Origin of the sequence: Geobacter sp. OR-1, from assembly GCF_000813145.1 — a bacterium.
In the GTDB taxonomy this organism is placed as follows: Bacteria; Desulfobacterota; Desulfuromonadia; order Geobacterales; family DSM-12255; genus Geoanaerobacter.
Genome location: NZ_BAZF01000007.1, coordinates 129,145 through 146,220, shown reverse-complemented (window position 1 = coordinate 146,220; position 17,076 = coordinate 129,145). Strand labels below are relative to the sequence as shown.

The window sequence follows — 17,076 nt, the reverse complement described above, 5'->3', positions numbered from 1 at the left end:
TGTGCATGCAGCTTTGGACAAAAGAAGAGAACGACCTCCGAATTACCCAGATAGAGAGATCGAGGAAAAGGCGGGAGTTGAAAGTAGCTCATACCCCCTACCGATTGAGAATCGAGCCTACAAATTTGTGCAATCTGGCTTGTACCTGCTGCCCGAATACTATCAACAGGCCACAAGAGGTAGGCTTTATAGATATCAACCTGTTCAAAGAGATTATTGCTCAGGCAGGGTGCTTTAAAAACAGGGTTAATCTATATCTGTATTTGGGTGGAGAGCCTTTGTTGCATAATCAATTAGTTGCTATGATTAACTATGCTGCTGACTATAATATCACAACTACCTTTAATACAAACGGGGCACTTCTTACAAAGGAGTTAGCTGAAGAGTTACTTGATTCTCAATTATATCATATTTCATTTTCCTTTGATGATATGACACCTGACCAATACGAGTCATTACGCAAAAACAGCAAATATGAAAAGGTGCTGAACAATATCAGATATATGTTAAAAAGGAAGCAAGAGCTTGGTAAATTGCTTCCAGCAATCTCCATAGAATCGCTCGCGACTTTTGAGCCATCGTTTAGAAGTTCCATTGATATCAATTCGCCGTTGGAATGTTCCGCAGAATTCATCGCCCTCTTCGAAGGACTCGGGGTCAATTATTTTCAGAAGAATTATGCCCATTCCTGGGCTGGCGGATATGATCTGTCAAATGGTGAAATCAAGTTGACAGGGCTGCAGCCATTGGCGGCAACATCCCAGAAAACTGCGACTGTGCCATGCTGCATCTTTCCATGGAAAGAGATGGTCATCAATTTCAAGGGTGATGTTGTTGCCTGTTGTTATGATCTTGGCTATGCGACCGTTCTGGGAAGTGTAACTAAGGCGTCGCTTGATCAGATCTGGAATAATAAAAATTACCAGCGTTTCAGGGAAATGCATATCCGAAAAAAATTACATGCACTGAAACCCTGCTCCACCTGTGCGATGCTCAAGGGTGAAGTGCTTGCATAGGGCGGCGTTATAATGTTGAAGACAAGGATCATTCCAACACTGCTATGGAAAAATATCGGGCTTGTCAAGGGGATCGCCTTTGACAGCTGGCGGCGGGTCGGCACCATCATGCCGGCGGTTAAGGTTTATAATGCCCGGCAGGTGGACGAACTGATCGTTGTTGATATAACGGCAACTCTGGAGGATCGTCTGCCGGATTTCGCAGAGGTAGAGGAGTTCTCGGCAGAGTGTTTTGTCCCTCTTACCGTCGGAGGAGGGATCCGGAGCATAGAGGATATAAAGCAGCTGCTGCGGGCCGGTGCCGATAAGGTGAGCATCAATTCTGCTGCCTACCTGCGGCCGGAGATCATCAACGAGGCCGCGGAACGTTTCGGTTCGCAGTGCGTGGTCGCCAGTATCGACGCCCGCCGGAATCCGGATGGGACGTATGTTTGTGTGAGTCACAGTGGCACCCGCGATACCGGTCGGCTGCCGGGGGAGTGGGCTGCTGAGCTTGAACTCCGGGGGGCTGGTGAGATACTGATAACGTCAGTCGAACTGGATGGTACCATGGAAGGGTATGACTTGGAGTTAATCCGGTCGATAACGGAACGGGTGCGGATCCCTGTGATCGCATCGGGCGGTGCGGGCAATTACGAGCATATGTATGCTGCGCTTGAGGTTGGCAGGGCTGCTGCTGTGGCGGCGGCAAGTATCTTTCATTTTACGGAGCAGACACCTCTGGAGGCCAAAAACTATCTTGCTGCCAGGGGCATTCCGGTAAGAAGCGCGAAGGTGCTTGTCTAGATGAGGTTTGTGATCCGTGCCGATGCATCGGTTGCCATAGGTTCCGGTCATGTAATGCGCTGCCTGACGCTGGCTGAGGCGTTGAGGGGGGAAGGGTCCGAGGTCTTGTTCGTCGCACGTCGGCTGGCCGGCGACAGCATCGAACTTATCGGTTCCCGGGGATTTGACGTACGGAGCCTCCCAGGAGGGGATCGATTCGATCCCGCTGTTGATGCCGAGCAAATGGCGGCAATTCTTGCCGAATACCGTCCGGATTGGCTGGTTGTAGACCATTACGGAATCAGCTCGGATTGGGAGGTCGTCGTCCGTCCCCATGTTGGCAGTATCATGGTTATTGACGACCTTGCTGATCGACCCCATGACTGTGACCTGCTACTCGATCAGAACCTGACTGACGGTATGGCCAGCAGGTACGTCGGTTTGCTTCCTCCTCACTGTCGAACGTTCATTGGCCCGAAGTATGCGCTGCTCCGCCCTGAATTCATCAATGTCCGCAAACGGGTGGGGTGTAGAACGGGACAGGTCGACCGGCTGTTCATCTTTTTCGGCGGTAGCGATCCGACAGGAGAGACGGGTAAGGCGCTCAGGGCGATCAGCAAGCTTGGCCGTCTGGAAATCTCCATCGATGTTGTCGTTGGTGCGGCAAATCCTCAGTTAGCCGAGATCAAGGCTCTTTGTCATGAGATGCCACAGGTGTCGTTCCACTTCCAGGTGGATAATATGGCTGAGCTGATGGCACGAGCCGATCTCGCCGTGGGTGCGGGAGGAACTACAACTTGGGAGCGTTGTTTTCTCGGGCTCCCAGCGCTGCTTGTTGTTGTCGCTGATAATCAGTCAGCACTGGCAACGACGGTTGCAAAAGCCGGCTTGGTACGCCTTCTTGGGGACTCTGCGACGGTTACCGAAGAGTCCCTGTCCGCATCTTTGTCAGAAGCAATTGCACGTCCCGATGAACTGCAGCAGATGAGCCAAGCCTGCCTGGAACTGTTCGGGGGACGGGAGTCGCCGCTTCATAACGATATTGTCGCGTGCCTTTTCGGGAGAAACCATGCAACGAGTTGATTGCAACCTGCGTCCGATTGAAGAACGGGATCTGGCAACAGTTCTTGGGTGGCGTAATTCGGAGCGCGTCCGTTCATATATGTACACCGACCATGTTATCTCTCCGGACGAACACCACGCCTGGTTCACACGGTTGTCGGGCGACCCGTTCCCAACGGTATTGATCTTCGAATATCGGGGAACTCCGGTTGGTCTCAAAAACTTTACTCAGATCGATCGTCGTAATAACCGGTGTTATTGGGGATTTTACCTGGGCGAGGCCGATCTCCCCCGGGGCTGTGGCACGGCGATGGGGTTTCTTGCCCTTGAGTATATCTTTGAACGCCAGCAGCTGCGTAAGCTCTGTGCCGAGGCCTTTGCCTTCAACGACGGTAGCGTGAAATACCATACACGTTTAGGGTTCCGACAGGAAGGGCGCTATCTGCAGCATGTTCTGAAGAATGGCGTCTATGAAGATATTGTGTCATTTGCATTATTCCGGGACGACTGGCTGGCGGGAAAAACGATTCTTGAGAACACGGTGTTCAGGTAAGGGGAACGGGGATGAAAGAGTTTGGCATAGGCGATCGGCAGATTGGCGTAAGGCATCCCCCGTTTGTCATCGCGGAGATGTCGGGTAATCATAACCAGTCACTTGACAGGGCACTCGCCATTGTTGATGCCGCTGCTGCGGCAGGAGCTCATGCCCTGAAGCTGCAAACCTACACGGCGGATACCATAACACTGGACGTTCACGAGGGAGAGTTCTTCATCTCAGACGATAAGAGCCTTTGGAAGGGGGAATCGCTGCATAGCCTCTATCAGCAAGCGTATACCCCATGGGAATGGCATGCTCCAATTTTTGAGCGCTGCCGCGAGAAAGGGCTGCTGTGCTTCAGCACCCCGTTTGACGAAACTGCCGTAGACTTCCTGGAACACCTCGGTGTCCCGGCGTATAAGATTGCCTCGTTCGAAAATATTCATTTGCCGTTGATTCGCAAGGCGGCAGCGACTGGGAAGCCGATGATCATGTCGACCGGCATGGCCTCTTTGGCGGAACTGGATGAAGCAGTTCAAGCGGCGCGGGATGCGGGGTGCTCAGATTTAGTCCTGCTGAAGTGCACCAGCAGCTACCCGTCAACGCCCGAGTTCTCCAATTTGCGCACTATCCCTCATCTGAGAGAACTATTCAAGGTCGAGGTCGGCCTCTCAGACCATACCATGGGAGTCGGGGCGGCAGTGGCTGCGGTTGCCCTTGGTGCAACGGTTATCGAAAAGCATTTCACTCTTTCCCGGGCTGATGGTGGTGTTGACTCTGTTTTTTCCCTTGAGCCGGCAGAGATGCAGGCGCTGGTGGTAGAAACTGAGCGGGCTTGGCAGGCGCTCGGGGTGGTTAGTTACGGTCCTTCGGAGAAAGAACAGGGGTCTCTGAAGTTTCGCCGTTCCTTGTATGTCGCCGCCGACATGGCCGCAGGAGAGGCGTTTACCCCCGAAAACTTACGGATTGTGAGGCCAGGGTACGGCTTGCCCCCCAAATTCTTCGATCTTATAATGGGCAGAAAGATTACGGTTGATGCGAAAAAGGGTACGCCGGTCACTTGGGATCTGGTGTAATTGAATCCTCGACTGGGTTCATCGTGTGCGGTCTACTGAAGGTCAGAACGCTTTGCCGGCAAAGCCGTCATACTCGTCGGCATTAGTATCTATCTGTGTCCCGTCAATATCCTTACCGGAAAACTTGAATACTAGATGCGACGGGTCGATGACCGCGTCCCCGGACGCATTCTGCTTGAGGGTAAAGGTCACGGTTGCCTGCTGTTTCGCCGGGTCGTAGGTGACGTTTTTCGCAAACGGCAGGGCCGCCTGTTTCTGGGGATAAAGCGTGTATCCGTGGTTGTAGTAGCCTGCCGTTCCTCCTGACGCCTTGCTGATCTTCCAGTTGGCAAGGGATTGCACTGAAACCGGGTCCATGTCGGTGTTGAACTGGAATACCACGGTAAAGTCCTTGCTGGCATTGGGTTGGGCAAGCGTATTTTCCGGGTCGGTCAGAGAAAGCATAGCCAAAGGTGTGTACGGGCCGAGCTGTGGATAGAAGGGGTTGTTGGAACCGTAATCCACGTTGAGTATTTTGGGCTTGAAAGTGGCATTCTGCAGCTCAAGGGCCGCTGAGGGATCAAGAGTCTGGAGTTTTGTGATCTGGCGACCGAGGTTATATTCGTCCCCTTTGCCGGCATAGGCATACCCCAGTTCGGTCTCGGCAAGCGTGAAATCCCGCTTCAGGGTCAGAGACTGTTTCAGGCTGGCAATGGCGGCATCGTATTTCTCCATTTTATTGTAGGTGGCTCCGAGGGCATAGAAGGCGTTGGCGTCTCTGGGTTTCATGCGTGTGACTTTCAGAAACTCGGTCTCGGCCTCCTTGAGCTTGTCTTGGAGAAGGTAGGTTTGCCCGAGGCTGTAGCGCGCAGTTACGCTGCCAGGACTGAGCTTGACGGCCTTGGCATACTGGAGTTCTGCCTCCTTGAAGTTCTTTGCCTGCGAATAGGCATTCCCCAGGCTTATCTTGGCTTCGGCATCAAAAGGCTTCATCGCTGCCAGCTTCTTGAAAGTGGCGATGGCATCATCGTTCTTGTTCAGCTGGAGATAGGTGTTCCCCAGATAATTGTAGGCATCGATGGAATCGGGGTTTAGGGCAAGCGCCCTCTTGAAGTGAACGACGGCATCTTCAGGACGGTTCTTCTGCAGCATCCTGACCCCTGCTATCAAGCTGTTGTTAGCCAGTGACTCATTCTGACCTGAGCGTGGTGAAAGCAAAGAAAAAAGCTGTTCGCCTAAAGAGGTTGTTGTTGCCATTGATTCCCTCGCAAAATACGGTTGCAGTCCTTATTGTTACCGCCTATTATAGCGCAAATTCCTGAAAAATTCTGAAAAAATTGCCGTCACTTCGGCCTGACGGTATAATTTTTTGATGATTGACGGGGGAAATATGCCTGAGAGAGACGATCCTGTATCCGGTATCCTGGGAGTCAGACCTGTCAGCGGGGAGCGTGACCGGTCCTGGCAGGAACGCAGGGCCGCCAGGCAGCGGCCCAAGAAGCCCGGCGAGGACAGCGTTGACATCTCTCCCCGGGCACGCCGCTTGTCGGACATTGAGGACCTTCTGGCAGGAGATGAGGCCGCTACGGATGAAGGCGATGCTCAAAAGCGATAACGAAGGCTAAGCGAACGTCTGCCGGTCTTTTTCGTATGCGGCGCTGAAGGTTTCCAGAAGCTCGTCTATCCGCTCACTGTCCAGATTGGCAATTTGGGCTGCCTTGCTCGACGCTATGTCCAGCTCTTCGTGGGGGTCTCGCGTGCCGATCCCCAGCCGGTTGCAGAACTGGTCGGCCAGGTTGACTACGGCCGTAAGGTTTGCGACGTAGGCATCGTCCGAAGAGGAAAAATCAAGCTTGTGGTGCTGCATGATGGTGGTAAACAGGGCGTCGGGGAAATTCCACTTCTTGATGACATATGCTCCCACTTCGTCGTGCGAGAACGGATAGACGTTTTTTTCCGCCTCATCGAACAGTATGCCGTCATTGTAGCATTTCTGCATGACCAGCTGAAACTTGTCGCGATCGAGCATATTCATGATGGTCTTGCCGATATCATGAAACAGCCCGGCGAGAAACGCCTCCTCTTCATTGGCAAGCTTGGTGGCCGAGGCGATTATTCTTGCCGCAAGACCTGCTCCGAAAGAGTGTTCCCACAGCATCTGCTCCGTAAGGCCGAAAGGCTTGTAAACCTGTTTCACCGATGCCGCGACAACCAGGCTTTTCAGGGTAGAGAACCCAAGAATGACTATGGCCATTGAGAGGCTTTGTATCTGGCGCTGGCAACCGTAGAACGAAGAGTTGGATATTTTCAGGACCCTGGCCGCTACGGCAGGGTCGGAAGCGACAATTTTGGCAAGTTCATCGGCAGTGGCATTTTCGCTTTCCAGAAGTTGCATGACTTTCATGGCAACTACAGGTATAGTCGGCAGGTCGCCAGCAGCCATTATCGCCTGTTCCAGTTCCTTGTTCATGATAATCATGCTCCGCTTCGATAAGATGACCGTTATCCTGCTAAGTAATTTATACCCGTTTTAATTCGAATCGGCAACTCCTTGGGCGCAATTAATCTCTGGACACGCTGGGCTCTGGAAGAGGGAAAACGTGCACGTAACAAATGTTGAGTTCATAAAGAGTGCGGTCAAGCCGGATCAGTACCCGCCTGCGGAGTTGCCGGAAATCGCATTCGTGGGGCGATCGAACGTCGGCAAGTCCTCGCTCATAAACCTGCTCGTAAACCGCAAAAACCTGGTCAGGACCAGCAATACTCCTGGCCGGACGCAGCTGATAAATTTTTTCTCCGTGAACAGCGATTCCTTCATGCTGGTCGACCTCCCCGGCTACGGCTTTGCGAAGGTGCCGCTGGCGATCAAGAAGCAGTGGGGGCCGATGATGGGGGCCTATCTCGCAAAGCGTGAGACCTTGCGGGGGGTTGTGCTGATCCTGGATGTGCGCAGGGTGCCCAGCCCGGAAGACATTCAGATGCTTGATCTTCTCCGGGCTCACTCGATTCCGCCGGTTTTGGTGATCACCAAGTGCGACAAGGTCTCGAAGAATGAGCGCAAGCGCCAGGCGCAGATAATTTCACGAACCATGCAGGTCCAGGAATCGGATTTCCTGTTCTTTTCCGCGCTTTCCCGGGAAGGGATCGATGAGATCTGGAGGGTGCTCGAACCGCTTGTCGCCACTCCACAATCAGTTTGACTTTGACCGGGCGGTCTGCTAGAACCGACTGAAAAATAAAATAGTATACCAATCAGGTGCGCCTGTTTTCCGCAGGCGATAATAGGGAAGAGGGTGAAAATCCCTCGCTGCCCCGCAACTGTAATCGGTGACGAACGCCGCTGTGTGCCACTGGGATTTCTTGGGAAGGCGCGGCCAGTAGGATGATCCGAGAGTCAGGAGACCTGCCCGGTTGGCAATTCAGGAACCTTCGTGGGAGAGGGACCGGCGCCGATTTAATCATGACCCCGTCTCCAGCTCAGGAGGCGGGGTTTTTATTTTATGGCAAAGGTAATTCTTGTAACCGGCGGCGCGCGCAGCGGCAAGAGCCGGCTGGCTGAACAGCTTGCAGAGCGGTTCGGCAGCCCTCTCGGCTACATCGCCACTGCCGCGGCGGGTGATGGTGAGATGGCGGCGCGGATCGCCAGGCACCAGCAGCGGCGAGGCCCTGATTGGCAGACCCTGGAGGAACCGCTCGACCTGTGCGGGGTAATTACCGGGCATGACGGGTATTTCCGGGCAATGCTGGTCGATTGCATCACGCTCTGGCTGACTAACCTGTTATTGCAGCACAACTCTCCCGAACCGGCCCTTGCCGAAGTGCGTCGACTGACCTCGGTGTTTGCCGCGCTGCAATCCCCGCTGGTGCTTGTTTCCAGCGAGGTGGGGATGGGGATCGTGCCGGAAAACGCCCTTGCCCGCTCTTTTCGCGACCTGGCCGGCGAGGCCAACCAGCTGATCGCGGCTGCGGCAGATGAAGTTTATACTGCGATAGCCGGAATACCCCTGAAGCTCAAGGGTGAATAAAGGAGAAACCAAATGGATCTTTTGACTAAAGCGCTGTCGGATATCAAGCCGCTGGATGGTGCGCTGCTTGATGCCGCCCAGGCAAAACTGGACAATAAAACCAAGCCGCTCGGGTCGCTCGGCCGTCTCGAAGAGTTTGCCCGCCGGGTTGTCGCCATAACCGGCAGTTTGGAGCCGGATACCGCGAAGAAGATCATCTTTACCTTTGCCGGAGATCATGGCGTTGTCGAAGAGGGTGTTTCGGCGTTTCCGAAAGAGGTAACCCCGCAGATGGTTCTCAATTTCCTGAACGGCGGGGCCGGGGTCAATGTCCTTGCCCGCCATGCCGGTGCCGAGGTGCGGGTGGTGGATATGGGTGTCGATTACGATTTCGAGCCGCACCCCGGGTTGATTATCAGAAAGATCGCGCATGGGACGAAAAACCTCAGCATTGGCCCGGCAATGACGAGGGGAGAGGCGATAGCCGCCATCGAAGTCGGGATTGAGCTGGCACGCAAGGCAAAAGAAGAAGGAGCTGCCATGATTGCCACCGGCGATATGGGGATCGGCAACACGACTCCGTCATCTGCGATAATAGCCGCATTTTCAGGTTTGACGCCGCGCGAACTGACCCACCGGGGCACCGGAATCGACGATGCCGCCCTGGAGCGGAAGGTGTCGGCCATTGAGAGAGGGCTCAAAGTTAATGCCCCTGATGCTGCCGATCCGCTCGATGTGCTGGCCAAGGTCGGCGGTTTGGAGATCGCCGGCATTGCCGGGCTTGTGCTCGGTGGTGCTGCCTGCCGCCTGCCGGTGGTGGTTGACGGGTTCATCTCTACAGCCGGGGCGCTGATTGCCTGCGAACTGAAGCCGGATGCCAAACAATACCTGTTTAGCGCCCACCATTCGGTCGAGATCGGCCACCGGGTCATGCTGGAAAGAATGGGGCTGGAGCCGATCCTCGATCTGAAGATGCGTCTCGGCGAAGGGACAGGCGCTGCACTGGCCATGGGGCTGATCGAGGCCGGGGTCAAGATACTGAAGGAGATGGCGACCTTTGCCGAGGCCGGAGTGACAGGGGAGACAGTGTAGAGGCAAACCTTGTGTTTGCCCAGAAAAACAGGGCGATCACAAGGATCGCCCCTACGGGGAACCATGCGTCTCTTTATCATTGCATTCCAGTTCCTGACCATCGTTCCGCTGCCGTTCCAGGTGCGGTGCGACGAGCGGGACCTTGGCCGGTCCATGGCGCTGTTCCCTCTGGTCGGCCTTGTCCTGGGCGGCCTGCTGGCGGGCGCCGATCTGTTGCTTGACGCCAGGGTGCCGCGGCAGGTCGCTGATCTGCTGCTGGTAACACTGCTGGCGCTGGTTACCGGTGCTCTGCATCTCGATGGCCTGGCCGATGTCTGCGACGGGTTTGCCGCCAGGGGGGGGAAGGAGCGATTCCTGGCAGTAATGAAGGACTCACGGGTCGGAGCGGTGGGGGTGGTCGGCCTGATATTGGGGATCGGTCTGAAATTCCAGGCAATCAATGCCTTGCAACCCGCTCTCAAGTGGCAGGCCCTGCTGCTTTTCCCGATGGTGGCGCGCTGCGGCCAGGTAGTCAGTGCTGTCGGAGCCAGGAGCGCGCGTTCCGAGGGGCTTGGCGCAGCCTTCATCAACGGGGTCGGCCCGTTACAGCTCTTGCTGGCATTGGTATTGACCGGCGGAACCGGGTTCATGCTGCTGGGGTTGCCGTGGCTGGCGCTGCTCCTGCTTCTGGCAATATTTACTTTCGGCTGCCGGAGGTATTTTGAGCAAAGACTGGGCGGAATCACCGGCGATATCATCGGTTGCGTCAGTGAACTGAATGAAATTGCCGTACTTATTTTGATACCGGTTTTTTGCGGTAGAATATAGAGGGTAGTTATGACAGAAAAAACAAGAATTTATCTCATCAGGCATGGTGAAGTCGAGGGTGCGGGCACTCCCCGGTATAATGGCCATGCCGATGTCGGCCTGACCGAGCGCGGGGTCAAGCAGTACCATGACCTGAAGCCGCGTTTCGGCGATGCCCGGATAACGGCCTGCTACAGCAGCGACCTGCAACGGTGCCGGATCGGTGCCGGGATCCTCGGAGAGCATTTCGGCGTTGAGCCGGTTTTCGACCCGGCGCTGCGCGAACTGAACATCGGAATCTGGGAAGGAATGACCTGGGCTGAGATCCAGGAGCGCTGGCCGCACGAGTGGCAGAGCCGCCTGGCGGATATTGTCAATTACCGGGTCCCGGGCGGTGAAAACCTGCTTGACCTCGAAGCCCGGATCATGCCTGCCATCGAGAGGATTGTGGCGAATCACCGCGGGGAGGATGTCCTGGTGGTGGCCCATGGCGGGGCAAACCGGGTGGTGCTGCTCAACGCCATCGGCGCACCGCTTTCCACGCTGTTCAACATCGAGCAGAGCTACTGCTGTCTCAATATCATCGACTGGTTTGCCGACGGCAACAGGGTGGTAAAGCTATTGAATGGTTGAACTAAGGGAGATCGCATGAAGGCATTCGTCATTGCCGCTCCTCACAGCGGCTCAGGAAAGACCACGATTACCCTTGGCATCATGGAAGTGTTGCGCCGGAGCGGACTGACCGTGGCGCCGTTCAAGGTCGGACCGGATTTCATCGACCCCGGTTACCACCGGCTGGTCACCCGCAGGCCGTCGATCAACCTGGATGGCTGGGTCTGCGGCCGGTCCGGAGTCCTGGAGAGCTTTTTCCGGCATGCCAAAGGAGCTGATGTCGCGGTTATCGAAGGGGTTATGGGCCTGTTCGACGGCTTTGGCGGGGTCTCGGCAGTAGGGAGCAGCGCCCAGGTGGCGGAACTGCTCAATGCGCCGGTCATCCTGGTGGTTGATGCCCGCGGCCAGGCCCGGAGCGTAGCGGCGCTGCTCAAAGGGTTCACCGAGTTCGATCCTGATATCACCATTGCCGGGATCATTTTCAATCAGGTCTCAAGTGACAGCCATGCCGATATTCTGGCCGAGGCCGTGGCCACGCTCGACTCGCCTCCCGCGATACTGGGCTGCATCCCGGCCGACAACCGGCTTGCCATCCCCTCCCGCCATCTGGGGCTGGTCACTGCCGAGGATAACCCGCTTTCTGCAACCTATCTCGATTACCTGGCAGCAACGATCCGTGAGCATGTCGATATGGCGGCCCTCTGGGCGATTGCCCAGGTGCGGCCAGACGACCATCCATTGCCCCTGCCGGAACCGGCCGAAACCGATATCCCGGCAGTGAAGATCGCCGTTGCCCGCGACGAGGCGTTCTGCTTTGTCTATGAAGAGAACCTCAGGCTGTTGAGCGAGGCCGGTGCCGAGCTGATCCCGTTTTCGCCGCTTCGCGACACCGGGCTTCCGGAAGGGGTTGCCGGGGTCTATCTTCCCGGAGGGTACCCCGAGCTTTATGCGCCGCAGCTGGCCGGAAATGGCGCGATGAAGGAGTCGATAGCCAACGCCGTTCAAAACGGGATGCCGGCTTATGCGGAGTGCGGCGGCTTCATCTACCTCACCGGCGGGGTTGCCGATTCGCCGGAGAAAGAGGAAGCTGCGCACCGGTTCGTGGGCGCCTTCCCGGTCGTCACCCGGATGCTCCCCAGGCGGAAGGCGCTCGGCTACCGCGAGGTGGAGCTTGTCGCTACCAGTATTCTGGGTGGCACGGGGGTGACGGCACGGGGGCACGAATTCCACTACTCGGAAATATCGGAAATGCCGCCGGAAGTGGAGCGGTTGTATAAGGTGCGCAAGGGGAAGAGTGACCTCGGCGCCGAGGGTTACCGGATCAAAAACTGTCTGGGCTCCTATATCCACCTCCATTTCGGCAGCTGCCCGGAGATGGCGGTGAATTTTGTGGCCAGCTGCCGGAGGTTTGGCGGGGCTAGTGGCAATTGATGGGGCGGGAGTGTACCCAACATCGGTAGGGATTTGATGTTGCTTGAATATGTCAGTGAGGTATAATTATTATACCATGAGCTTTGAGTTTGACCCTGACAAGAGCGCGACGAATCTGCAAAAGCATGGCATCGATTTCATGTTGGCGCAAGCGCTGTGGGATGATCCGGACCTGATCGAAATTCCGGCCAGAACTACTGATGAGGCGCGTTATCTCGTTATCGGCATGATTGAGGGCAGGCATTGGTCGGCGGTTGTTACCTATCGGGGAGAAAACATCCGCATCATTTCGGTGCGTCGCGCTAGGCCGGAGGAGGTGGCCATATATGAAGGCTAAGGAGTTTGAACAGAAGTTCGATGAGGGGGAAGATATTACCCAATATCTCGACCTGTCTCGCGCCCGACGGCCGGAGCAGGAGCAGAAGAGGGTAAACGTTGATTTTCCGGTCTGGATGATCCAGCAGCTTGATAAGGAAGCACGTCGGCTTGGTGTGCCACGACAGTCCATCATCAAGGTATGGGTGGCGGAACGGCTCCAGAAGGTTTCGTGACGAGGAGAAGCCGTGACAGTAAAAGGAATGATCGAACTTTTGCAACAATACCCGGCAAACATACCAGTTGTCGTAGCGCATGCCCGAAAACCCCAGCAGGTCAATGGCTGGCGAGTTCCGGGGGCAGGATACGTTTAGATTTGTATATGGGATGTCCCCATAACTGTCACCGGAGAAGTATTATGAAACTGCCGGAGATGCCGGTAGAAGTTAGGTGAGATTGAGACCAAATAAGGCTGAGTACACTCGTTTCGCCTCGTTGCGATTGTCTTTGAAATGTAGCCGGGATTATTTTGGGTAATAAAAAACCCCGGGATCGTCACCGATTCAAGGTCGGGAGAGGATTTCTCCGGGGGCTGCAAAAAAATAATAGCTTTTGCGGGTGATGCATGCAAGCAAGTTTTCGTCCGACTTCGTCGGGCAATATTACATGATGCCTCGGTGCCTACCGGACTCCGCTTCGCACCGCAGTTGTATCGGCCCAGTTATCTGAATCGAGAATCGCAATGCCTCGAATCACCCTGACATTACTGTTACTGACACTGGCCACTCCGGCCCATGCCATGCACATCAGCGAGGGTATCCTGCCGCTTAACTGGGCCGCGGTCTGGTTTGTGGTTGCGGCACCCTTTGTCGCACTGGGGCTCAGGCGGCTGAATGCGCTTTCCTGCGATGACTTGTCGGTGAAGCCGCTCGTGGGGCTGCTGGCGGCGGTGGTGTTCATCATCTCCTGCATGCCGATTCCGGTGCCGACTGCCGGAACCTGCTCCCACCCGTGCGGCACCGCCATCTCAGCGGTCCTGCTCGGGCCGTTCGTCAGCGTGCTTATCTCCACGGTGGCACTGTTGATCCAGGCGCTGGTCATGGCCCATGGCGGCCTTTCCACCCTTGGCGCGGATATCTTCTCCATGGGGGTCGTCGGCTCATTCGTCGGCTACGCAGTGTTCCGCGGGCTTCGCTCCATCGGCGCCGGGCTCGGCCTGGCCGGTTTTTTTGCCGGGCTGCTTACCGATTGGGCCACCTACCTGACCACTTCACTGGAGCTTGCCTCCGGCATTCGGGGGAGCGACCCGTTCTTTCCTCTGTTTGCAAAGATCGCACTGGCCTTTGTGCCGACTCAGCTGCCGCTCGGGGTCCTGGAGGGGGCGATGACCGCCGGGATGGTGCTGCTGCTGCATAAAAAGCGGCCCGACCTGCTGGTGAAGATGAATGTCCTGACAGCGGCGGAAGGAAAGGTCCATGCCTGATCGAAAAAGAAAACTGCGCATCCTGCTGATGCATATAGTCATATTGCCGACCCTGCTGTTCGTGTTCTACTTCTTCACCCTGGCGCCGCGCCCCTGGACCGGCGTTGACGAGGCAGTGGTGGAGAAGATCGCCAAGGAGCATGGCCGGGAAGCCAGGTCACCACTGATCAATAGCGACCGGGGCGACCTGCTGCTGTTCGTCTTTCTTGTCGCCGGGGTGATCGGCGGTTTTGTGGCCGGCTACTGCTGGCGGTCATTGTCAAAGAAGAACCAAGACGGAACAGGAGACAATAAGCAATAATGCGCTTTGCCGCCGCAGACATATCCGGGCAGGGGCATTTGCTCGCCCGGCTCGACAGCCGCCTGAAACTGCTGGCCAGCCTGGCGCTGCTGGTCATGGTGGTGAGCCATAAAGGGGTATGGTTTCCGCTGCTGACTGCTGCGGCCGGGGTTGCTATCTGTTTTAGCATGGGAGTTCGCCCCCGGCTGCTGCTGATCCGGTTCAGCGAGCCTCTTGTCATCGCGCTGGTGGTGCTGGTCCTCAAGGCGTTTTTCAGCGGCCAGACAGTGCTCTGGAGTTTCAATATCGCCGGTATGGCCATCTTCTGCCACCAGGACGGGCTGCTGGAGGGGATACGGATAGCGAGCCGGATCATGGGGGCCTGTGCCGTGGTGGCAACGGTCGGGTTTGCCACTCCGTTTACCGAGCTGCTGGCCGCTCTGGCCTGGCTCCGGGTGCCGCAAGGGTTGATCGAGGTAACCATGTTTGCCTGGCGCTACCTGTTTGTGCTGGCCGACGATGCCCAGGTGGTCTATGCGGCCCAGCGTAACCGGCTGGGGTATGTGGGGTTCCGCCGAAGCTTCCGCTCCTTCGGCACCCTGGCCGGGGCGCTGGTGATCAAGGCGTTCGATACCAGCCAGACCATGACCATTGCCATGGTGCAGCGGGGGTACGACGGCTCTTTGCCGATGCTCAAGCACAGGCCGTTCCGCTTGGAAGAGGTTTCGGCCGCACTGCTGGCAGTGCTCGCCATGGGGGTGTTGTGGCAGATGTAGCGCGGCTCCTGGTAAGCCTGGACTCCTTTGCCTACCCTGACGGAACGGTTGCCCTGGCGGATATCCGGTTGGCGGTCGGGTCAGGAGATTTTCTGGCCCTGCTCGGGGCCAACGGTTCCGGTAAGACGACGCTGCTGAAGCTGCTGGACGGGCTGATCCGTGATTACAAGGGGAGTGTGCTGCTTGATGGCGCAGATATTCTGAAGCAGCACCCCAAGGAGATCTACCGGAAGATGGGGCTGGTGTTTCAGAACCCGGACGATCAGCTCTTTGCCCATTCCGTGTCCGAGGATGTTGCCTTCGGTCCCCGCAATATGGGGTTTGACGACAGCGAGGTCAACCGGCGGGTCTTGACGGCGTTGGCCCAGGTCGAGATGGATGGGACCGGCCCCAGAAATATCCATCACTTGAGTTACGGTCAGAAAAAGCGGGTCTGCATCGCCGGGCTGCTGGCCATGGGACACGAGATCCTGCTGCTGGACGAGCCCACGGCCGGGCTTGATCCGGTCGGCGAGCAGCGGATGCTGGAACTGCTGGCAAATCTGAATCGCGACCACGGCGTCACCATCATCATGGCGACCCATGCGGTGGACCTGGCGCCGCTGTTCGTGAAACGGCTCGCCATCCTCGACAAGGGGCGGCTGGCCGCTGTCGGCACGCCGCAAGAGCTGCTGGCCGACCCGGCCGCCATGGCAGCGGTAAGGCTGCGTTTGCCCCAGGTTGCGGAGCTGTTCTGGCAGCTGCGTCATGAGGACGGTTTCCCGCCGGGCCCTCTGCCGCTCGGCATCGTTGAGGCACGGCGCGAGATCGTGGCAATGCATGGACACAAGGAGAAGAAATGAAAAAGACTGCAATATTACTGATGGCCCACGGCAGCCGCATTCCAGAGGCCAATGACGCGGCGCAGGAGATTGCCGCCATGGTCAGGAAAATGACCGGATACGATATCGTCGAGGTTTCCTACCGGGAGATGCACCTGCCGAACATCCAGCAGGGGATTGACGCCTGTGTGGCGCAAGGCGCGGAGCGGATTCTGCTGATGCCGTATTTCCTCTTCATCGGCGCTCATGTCCGGGAAGACCTGCCGGAGGAGATGGCGCAGGCTCAGGAGCGCTACCCGAACGTGGAGTTCGCCATGGGGAATCACCTCGGGGTCCACCGGAAGCTGGCCGAGGTGGTGGTGGAGCGGATTGCCGAAGGGCTGACCGCCACGGGGTGGCACTGATGTCGGTCCATCTCCGGCCGGAAGAGATCGAGGCCGAATCGTTCCGGATGATCGATGCGGAGGCGGGGCCGCATTCCTGGCCCCCTGCCGAGTGGCAGATCGTGCGGCGCGCCATCCATACCAGCGCCGACTTCGAGTATAGCCGGACGATGTTGATGTCGCCGGATGCCGTGTTGCAAGGCGTTGCCGCATTGCAGAGAGGTCGCGGCATCGTCACCGATACTAACATGGCGCTCTCCGGGATCAGCAGGGCGCGGCTCGACCCGTTCGGGATCTCTGCCAAATGCCTGGTCGCCGATCCGGTGGTAGCCAAGGCCGCAGAGAAGCTCGGGGTTACCCGTTCGCTGATGGCGATGCGGAGCGCTGCGGCAGATCCGGATAACGGCATCTTCGTCATCGGCAATGCGCCGACGGCACTGTTCGAGCTGTTGCGCCTGGTACGGCAGGAGGAGTTGCGGCCGGCGCTGGTGGTTGGGCTCCCGGTTGGATTTGTCGGCGCGGCCGAGAGCAAGGAGGAACTGGTGCGGACAGCGGAGCAGATCCCCTTCCCCTACATCACCAACCGCGGCCGCAAGGGGGGGTCGAACGTGGCGGCGGCAGTTGTCAATGCACTGCTCATACTGGCGGCAGGATAAT

The 17,076-nt window shown here is 57.0% G+C and carries 21 protein-coding genes, 1 pseudogene and 1 riboswitch; of the genes and pseudogenes, 20 read left to right on the top strand and 2 right to left on the bottom strand.

Annotated elements, in window-relative coordinates:
* The first annotated feature begins 5 nt into the window (after window positions 1-5).
* The 5 genes from OR1_RS09420 to pseI are packed head-to-tail and all read left to right on the top strand — an operon-like array spanning window position 6 to window position 4,457.
* On the top strand, window positions 6-1,016 hold the full coding sequence (locus tag OR1_RS09420) for a radical SAM/SPASM domain-containing protein (protein ID WP_041971502.1): 1,011 nt from the start codon (window positions 6-8) through the stop codon (window positions 1,014-1,016).
* Window positions 1,017-1,028: 12 nt separating this feature from the next.
* On the top strand, window positions 1,029-1,802 hold the full coding sequence (hisF, locus tag OR1_RS09415) for an imidazole glycerol phosphate synthase subunit HisF (protein ID WP_041971501.1): 774 nt from the start codon (window positions 1,029-1,031) through the stop codon (window positions 1,800-1,802).
* On the top strand, window positions 1,803-2,864 hold the full coding sequence (gene pseG, locus OR1_RS09410) for a UDP-2,4-diacetamido-2,4,6-trideoxy-beta-L-altropyranose hydrolase (protein ID WP_052440362.1): 1,062 nt from the start codon (window positions 1,803-1,805) through the stop codon (window positions 2,862-2,864).
* A complete protein-coding gene (pseH, locus tag OR1_RS09405) occupies window positions 2,851-3,396 on the top strand; it encodes a UDP-4-amino-4,6-dideoxy-N-acetyl-beta-L-altrosamine N-acetyltransferase (protein WP_041971500.1) in 546 nt (181 codons plus the stop codon). The genes pseG and pseH overlap by 14 nt, the downstream gene beginning before the upstream one ends.
* Window positions 3,397-3,407: 11 nt before the next feature.
* Complete coding sequence (pseI, locus tag OR1_RS09400; protein WP_041971499.1) at window positions 3,408-4,457, top strand: pseudaminic acid synthase; 1,050 nt, start codon at window positions 3,408-3,410, stop codon at window positions 4,455-4,457.
* Between the two features lie 42 nt (window positions 4,458-4,499).
* Here the strand turns inward: pseI and OR1_RS09395 are convergent, their stop codons facing one another.
* A complete protein-coding gene (locus OR1_RS09395; protein ID WP_041971498.1) occupies window positions 4,500-5,693 on the bottom strand; it encodes a tetratricopeptide repeat protein in 1,194 nt (397 codons plus the stop codon).
* A 133-nt stretch (window positions 5,694-5,826) separates the two neighbouring features.
* On the opposite strand from OR1_RS09395, the gene OR1_RS09390 reads away from it, so the two are divergent.
* Complete coding sequence (locus OR1_RS09390; RefSeq protein ID WP_041971497.1) at window positions 5,827-6,051, top strand: hypothetical protein; 225 nt, start codon at window positions 5,827-5,829, stop codon at window positions 6,049-6,051.
* 6 nt (window positions 6,052-6,057) lie between these two features.
* Here OR1_RS09390 and OR1_RS09385 read toward each other — a convergent pair whose 3' ends face one another.
* Window positions 6,058-6,906: an HDOD domain-containing protein gene (locus OR1_RS09385; protein WP_041971625.1), complete on the bottom strand. Its 849-nt coding sequence runs from the start codon at window positions 6,904-6,906 to the stop codon at window positions 6,058-6,060.
* A gap of 130 nt (window positions 6,907-7,036) precedes the next feature.
* On the opposite strand from OR1_RS09385, the gene yihA reads away from it, so the two are divergent.
* The 14 genes and pseudogenes from yihA to OR1_RS09315 all read left to right on the top strand — a co-directional run bounded on the left by yihA (window position 7,037) and on the right by OR1_RS09315 (window position 17,075).
* On the top strand, window positions 7,037-7,636 hold the full coding sequence (yihA, locus tag OR1_RS09380) for a ribosome biogenesis GTP-binding protein YihA/YsxC (RefSeq protein ID WP_041971496.1): 600 nt from the start codon (window positions 7,037-7,039) through the stop codon (window positions 7,634-7,636).
* A 37-nt stretch (window positions 7,637-7,673) separates the two neighbouring features.
* A riboswitch (cobalamin riboswitch) is annotated at window positions 7,674-7,862 on the top strand.
* Between the two features lie 74 nt (window positions 7,863-7,936).
* Window positions 7,937-8,461: a bifunctional adenosylcobinamide kinase/adenosylcobinamide-phosphate guanylyltransferase gene (gene cobU / locus OR1_RS09375; RefSeq protein WP_041971495.1), complete on the top strand. Its 525-nt coding sequence runs from the start codon at window positions 7,937-7,939 to the stop codon at window positions 8,459-8,461.
* Between the two features lie 12 nt (window positions 8,462-8,473).
* The gene (gene cobT / locus OR1_RS09370; protein ID WP_041971494.1) at window positions 8,474-9,532 is read left to right on the top strand and encodes a nicotinate-nucleotide--dimethylbenzimidazole phosphoribosyltransferase; all 1,059 of its coding nucleotides are present in this window, start codon (window positions 8,474-8,476) and stop codon (window positions 9,530-9,532) included.
* A 63-nt stretch (window positions 9,533-9,595) separates the two neighbouring features.
* Window positions 9,596-10,339 carry an adenosylcobinamide-GDP ribazoletransferase gene (cobS, locus tag OR1_RS09365; RefSeq protein ID WP_041971493.1) on the top strand — a complete coding sequence of 248 codons (744 nt, stop codon included), beginning with the start codon at window positions 9,596-9,598 and terminating at the stop codon, window positions 10,337-10,339.
* A 9-nt stretch (window positions 10,340-10,348) separates the two neighbouring features.
* Entirely contained in the window at window positions 10,349-10,951 is a 603-nt protein-coding gene (cobC, locus tag OR1_RS09360; RefSeq protein WP_041971492.1) for an alpha-ribazole phosphatase, read from the top strand.
* A gap of 15 nt (window positions 10,952-10,966) precedes the next feature.
* A complete protein-coding gene (locus OR1_RS09355; RefSeq protein WP_041971490.1) occupies window positions 10,967-12,361 on the top strand; it encodes a cobyrinate a,c-diamide synthase in 1,395 nt (464 codons plus the stop codon).
* A gap of 76 nt (window positions 12,362-12,437) precedes the next feature.
* On the top strand, window positions 12,438-12,698 hold the full coding sequence (locus OR1_RS09350) for a BrnT family toxin (RefSeq protein WP_041971622.1): 261 nt from the start codon (window positions 12,438-12,440) through the stop codon (window positions 12,696-12,698).
* On the top strand, window positions 12,688-12,912 hold the full coding sequence (brnA, locus tag OR1_RS09345; protein ID WP_041971488.1) for a type II toxin-antitoxin system BrnA family antitoxin: 225 nt from the start codon (window positions 12,688-12,690) through the stop codon (window positions 12,910-12,912). The genes OR1_RS09350 and brnA overlap by 11 nt, the downstream gene beginning before the upstream one ends.
* A gap of 506 nt (window positions 12,913-13,418) precedes the next feature.
* Window positions 13,419-14,159: an energy-coupling factor ABC transporter permease gene (locus OR1_RS09340; protein ID WP_041971487.1), complete on the top strand. Its 741-nt coding sequence runs from the start codon at window positions 13,419-13,421 to the stop codon at window positions 14,157-14,159.
* Between the two features lie 91 nt (window positions 14,160-14,250).
* Window positions 14,251-14,460: pseudogene (locus OR1_RS09335) on the top strand (cobalt transporter); the annotation flags it as partial.
* The gene (gene cbiQ / locus OR1_RS09330; RefSeq protein ID WP_041971485.1) at window positions 14,460-15,215 is read left to right on the top strand and encodes a cobalt ECF transporter T component CbiQ; all 756 of its coding nucleotides are present in this window, start codon (window positions 14,460-14,462) and stop codon (window positions 15,213-15,215) included. The pseudogene OR1_RS09335 and the gene cbiQ, both read left to right, overlap by 1 nt.
* Window positions 15,203-16,057 (top strand): energy-coupling factor ABC transporter ATP-binding protein, encoded by an 855-nt coding sequence (locus OR1_RS09325; protein WP_041971484.1) that lies wholly within the window; start codon window positions 15,203-15,205, stop codon window positions 16,055-16,057. The genes cbiQ and OR1_RS09325 overlap by 13 nt, the downstream gene beginning before the upstream one ends.
* Window positions 16,054-16,440, top strand: a complete 387-nt coding sequence (locus tag OR1_RS09320) for a sirohydrochlorin chelatase (protein WP_041971482.1) — start codon at window positions 16,054-16,056, stop codon at window positions 16,438-16,440. The genes OR1_RS09325 and OR1_RS09320 overlap by 4 nt, the downstream gene beginning before the upstream one ends.
* Complete coding sequence (locus OR1_RS09315) at window positions 16,440-17,075, top strand: precorrin-8X methylmutase (RefSeq protein WP_041971481.1); 636 nt, start codon at window positions 16,440-16,442, stop codon at window positions 17,073-17,075. The genes OR1_RS09320 and OR1_RS09315 overlap by 1 nt, the downstream gene beginning before the upstream one ends.
* The last annotated feature ends 1 nt before the right edge of the window (window position 17,076 follow it).

Coding starts and splice junctions, on each gene's coding strand:
- OR1_RS09420 (WP_041971502.1), top strand. CDS start 6: ATGCAGCTTTGGACAAAAGAAGAGAACGACCTCCGAATTACCCAGATA.
- hisF (WP_041971501.1), top strand. CDS start 1,029: ATGTTGAAGACAAGGATCATTCCAACACTGCTATGGAAAAATATCGGG.
- pseG (WP_052440362.1), top strand. CDS start 1,803: ATGAGGTTTGTGATCCGTGCCGATGCATCGGTTGCCATAGGTTCCGGT.
- pseH (WP_041971500.1), top strand. CDS start 2,851: ATGCAACGAGTTGATTGCAACCTGCGTCCGATTGAAGAACGGGATCTG.
- pseI (WP_041971499.1), top strand. CDS start 3,408: ATGAAAGAGTTTGGCATAGGCGATCGGCAGATTGGCGTAAGGCATCCC.
- OR1_RS09395 (WP_041971498.1), bottom strand. CDS start 5,693: ATGGCAACAACAACCTCTTTAGGCGAACAGCTTTTTTCTTTGCTTTCA.
- OR1_RS09390 (WP_041971497.1), top strand. CDS start 5,827: ATGCCTGAGAGAGACGATCCTGTATCCGGTATCCTGGGAGTCAGACCT.
- OR1_RS09385 (WP_041971625.1), bottom strand. CDS start 6,906: ATGAACAAGGAACTGGAACAGGCGATAATGGCTGCTGGCGACCTGCCG.
- cobU (WP_041971495.1), top strand. CDS start 7,937: ATGGCAAAGGTAATTCTTGTAACCGGCGGCGCGCGCAGCGGCAAGAGC.
- cobT (WP_041971494.1), top strand. CDS start 8,474: ATGGATCTTTTGACTAAAGCGCTGTCGGATATCAAGCCGCTGGATGGT.
- cobS (WP_041971493.1), top strand. CDS start 9,596: ATGCGTCTCTTTATCATTGCATTCCAGTTCCTGACCATCGTTCCGCTG.
- cobC (WP_041971492.1), top strand. CDS start 10,349: ATGACAGAAAAAACAAGAATTTATCTCATCAGGCATGGTGAAGTCGAG.
- OR1_RS09355 (WP_041971490.1), top strand. CDS start 10,967: ATGAAGGCATTCGTCATTGCCGCTCCTCACAGCGGCTCAGGAAAGACC.
- OR1_RS09350 (WP_041971622.1), top strand. CDS start 12,438: ATGAGCTTTGAGTTTGACCCTGACAAGAGCGCGACGAATCTGCAAAAG.
- brnA (WP_041971488.1), top strand. CDS start 12,688: ATGAAGGCTAAGGAGTTTGAACAGAAGTTCGATGAGGGGGAAGATATT.
- OR1_RS09340 (WP_041971487.1), top strand. CDS start 13,419: ATGCCTCGAATCACCCTGACATTACTGTTACTGACACTGGCCACTCCG.
- cbiQ (WP_041971485.1), top strand. CDS start 14,460: ATGCGCTTTGCCGCCGCAGACATATCCGGGCAGGGGCATTTGCTCGCC.
- OR1_RS09320 (WP_041971482.1), top strand. CDS start 16,054: ATGAAAAAGACTGCAATATTACTGATGGCCCACGGCAGCCGCATTCCA.
- OR1_RS09315 (WP_041971481.1), top strand. CDS start 16,440: ATGTCGGTCCATCTCCGGCCGGAAGAGATCGAGGCCGAATCGTTCCGG.